Origin of the sequence: Mesorhizobium sp. M2A.F.Ca.ET.037.01.1.1 (assembly GCF_003998075.1) — a bacterium.
Taxonomy (GTDB): Bacteria; Pseudomonadota; Alphaproteobacteria; order Rhizobiales; family Rhizobiaceae; genus Mesorhizobium.
In genome coordinates, this window is the sequence record NZ_RZSA01000842.1 from 1 (window position 1) to 2,948 (window position 2,948).

4 protein-coding genes and 1 pseudogene are annotated in these 2,948 nt (G+C 65.8%); 4 read left to right on the forward strand and 1 reads right to left on the reverse strand.

Going from position 1 to position 2,948, the window contains the following annotated elements:
- Positions 1–218 (forward strand): annotated as a pseudogene (locus tag EOA27_RS29975) (polyprenyl synthetase family protein); the annotation flags it as partial.
- A gap of 7 nt (positions 219–225) precedes the next feature.
- Here EOA27_RS29975 and EOA27_RS29980 read toward each other — a convergent pair.
- On the reverse strand, positions 226–828 hold the full coding sequence (locus tag EOA27_RS29980; RefSeq protein ID WP_245466905.1) for a TetR/AcrR family transcriptional regulator: 603 nt from the start codon (positions 826–828) through the stop codon (positions 226–228).
- A gap of 120 nt (positions 829–948) precedes the next feature.
- Between EOA27_RS29980 and EOA27_RS43020 the strand changes: the two genes are divergently transcribed.
- The 3 genes from EOA27_RS43020 to EOA27_RS29990 all read left to right on the forward strand — a co-directional run bounded on the left by EOA27_RS43020 (position 949) and on the right by EOA27_RS29990 (position 2,819).
- On the forward strand, positions 949–1,125 hold the full coding sequence (locus EOA27_RS43020; RefSeq protein WP_210213596.1) for an SDR family NAD(P)-dependent oxidoreductase: 177 nt from the start codon (positions 949–951) through the stop codon (positions 1,123–1,125).
- Positions 1,122–1,706: an SDR family NAD(P)-dependent oxidoreductase gene (locus tag EOA27_RS29985; protein ID WP_210213595.1), complete on the forward strand. Its 585-nt coding sequence runs from the start codon at positions 1,122–1,124 to the stop codon at positions 1,704–1,706. Before EOA27_RS43020 ends, EOA27_RS29985 begins: the two co-directional genes overlap by 4 nt.
- Before the next feature lie 78 nt (positions 1,707–1,784).
- The gene (locus tag EOA27_RS29990; RefSeq protein ID WP_126080798.1) at positions 1,785–2,819 is read left to right on the forward strand and encodes an aldo/keto reductase; all 1,035 of its coding nucleotides are present in this window, start codon (positions 1,785–1,787) and stop codon (positions 2,817–2,819) included.
- Positions 2,820–2,948 lie beyond the last annotated feature (129 nt).

A 2,948-nucleotide genomic window follows, 5' to 3' on the forward strand; every position in this document is an offset into this window, starting at 1 on the left:
TGCTCGACCTGACCGCCGACGCCAAGCAGATGGGCAAGGCGACGAACAAGGACGCCGCCGCCGGAAAGGCGACGCTCGCTTCGCTGCACGGCCCCGACTGGGTGCGTGGCCAACTGCACGGGCTGATCGACCAGGCGCATGGGCTGCTCGAGCCCTATGGCGAGCAGGCAGGGTTGCTCAAGGAGGCTGCGACCTTTGTCGCGACGCGCAACAGCTGACGACAGGCTATCGGAGGCCTGAAGATGCTTTCTTGCCATAGCGAAGGCCGTCGACCAGCAGGGCGACCATGCGCTGGGCTTGATCGGCGCCGCTCAGCCTCGCGATGGCGTTGAGCAGGTCCCCTGCATCGACATCGCCCCGGATTTCCCCCGCGGTCGCCGCGGCATGGAGTAGTTGGCCGAGCGCGGGCTCCAGATTCTGCTGGAAGTATAGCGGCAGCGGCTCGAAGACGGGATCTCCCGAATGCAGCGCTTCGGCCAAGCCGCGCTTGGTCGCGATAAAGGCCACGTAGCGCTCAATCCACTTCAACAAAGCCTCGCCAGGCTCATAGCTGGCCGCGAGGAGAGGCGCGGCGGCGGCGCAGGCATCGATTTCACGACGAAACACCGCGGCCACGAGATCTGAGCGCCGCGGGAAGTGCCGATAGACCGTACCGACCCCGACACCCGCCTTCTCGGCGATCTCGCGCACCGGCGCATCGACGCCTGAGGTCGCGAACACCGCCTTGGCCGCCTGCAGCAGCGCGTCGAGGTTGCGCTGGACGTCGACCCGTACGCGTCGGTCGACGCCCTCCGCCACCTCATTTTGGGTGCGCCGTTTCCCGCTCACCAAATACCTCTTGAAAAACGGAACGATGTTCCGTATTTGTGAATCGGAACACTGTTCCGTATCCGCCAACATAGTGCAGAGCGGCGGCTGTGACAATCAATCGGACAACAGGAGACGATCATGCCGGACAATCGCATCGCGCTGGTCACCGGAGCCAATCAAGGGGTCGGCCTGCAGGTCGCAAAGGCACTTGCGGCAAACGGGGTCACCGTCCTTGTCGGATCGCGCAATTTCGAGCGCGGCGAGGCGGCGGCGAGCGAGATCGGACCGGGCCCATTGCGCTGCAGCTCGACGTGACGGACCAGGACTCGATCACCGCCGCGGCGGCGCGTATCGGCGACGAATTCGGCCGGCTCGACCTGCTCGTGCAGAATGCCGCGATTTCGAACACCGGGCGCCGGCCGGACGCGACGGTCGAGGACCATGCCAGATTGACCCGCCCGAGCAACGTCTCCCTCGATGAAGTACGCGCCGTGTGGGAGACCAACGTCTTAGGCGTGCTTGCCGTTTACCAGGCAATGCTGCCGCTGCTGCGCCGGTCGGCGGATGCCCGCATCGTCAACGTGTCGAGCGGCGTCGGCTCGCTGACCTCCAACGCCGACCCTGCCTTCGGCTATCGCGCGTTGTTCGGCCCGGTCTATCCGGCCTCCAAGACGGCGCTCAACGCCATAACGCTGGCGATGATGATTGAGCTCGAGTCGACAGGCATCAAGGTCAACCTGGTCTCGCCGGCCTACACCCGCACCAACCTCAACAATTACGGCGGAACGGAGTCGGTCGAGGACGGCTCGCGCGAGGTGGTCCGTGTCGCCCTGCTCGGTCCGGAGGGTCCCTCGGGGACGTTCACAAGGTGGGAAAATGTGACGATCCCCTGGTGACGGCAGATCGAACATGGCCGGCAGCGCTGCTTCTGCCGCAGGCCGCTTGGCGGCGCGTCGAATTCAAGGAGAATAGCCATGCAGTACCGTACGCTCGGACGAACCGGCATCAAGGTCAGCCCCTACTGCCTGGGCGCGATGATGTTCGGCGGCATAGCCAATGCCGATCATGACGATGCGATCCGCATCATCCATAAGGCGCTGGATTTCGGTATCAACTTTGTCGACACCGCCGATCGCTACAGCGCCGGCGAATCCGAGCAGATCGTCGGCAAGGCCCTGAAGGGGCGCCGCGACAGCATCGTGCTTGCCACCAAGGTCCACGGCCCGATGGGCGATGATCCCAACATGCAGGGCAATTCGCGGCGCTGGATCACCCGTGCGGTGGAGGATTCGCTCAAGCGCCTGCAGACGGACTACATCGACCTCTACCAGATCCACCGTCCTTCGCCGGACACCGACATCGAAGAGACGCTTTCGGTGCTTACCGACCTGATGCGGGCGGGAAAGGTGCGCGCCATCGGCTCCTCCACCTTCCCGGTTTCCGAAATCGTCGAGGCGCAGTGGGTCGCGGAGCGGCGCGGCCTCGCGCGCTTCCGCACCGAGCAGCCGCCCTATTCGATCCTCGACCGGGGCATCGAACGCGACACGCTGCCGACCTGTCAGCGCTACGGCATGGGCGTGCTGGTCTGGAGCCCGCTGTCCAAAGGCCTGCTTACCGGCCGCTACCGCAAGGGGCAGCCGCTGCCCGAGGGCGGCATACGAGCGAAATTCATGCCGAGGCAAATGTCCGATGAGCGGAGCCTCGATGTGGTCGAGCAGCTGATTCCGCTGGCGGCCGAAGCCGGCATGTCCCTCACTCACATGGCGATGGCGTTCGTCATGGCGCATCCCGGCGTGACATCGGCGATCCTCGGCCCGCGCACCATGCAGCATCTCGACGACCTGCTTGCCGGCGCCAACATCCCCCTGGCCGACGACGTCCTCGACCGCATCGACCGGATCGTTCCGCCCGGCACCGATGTCGGCCTGAACGAGGCCGCATACAATCCACCGGCTCTGACCACCGCCAGCCTCCGCCGCCGTCCAGCCGCGGAACGGGCGGCGGTATGAGCGCGGCGACGCGTCGGGACGACGTCAGTTCTGCACGTTCGCGGCGCGTGGATCGGGAATGGGCACGGCGGCGATCAGTTCGCGCGTGTAATCCTCCCGCGGCGACGACAGCACCGCGCGGCGCGGGCC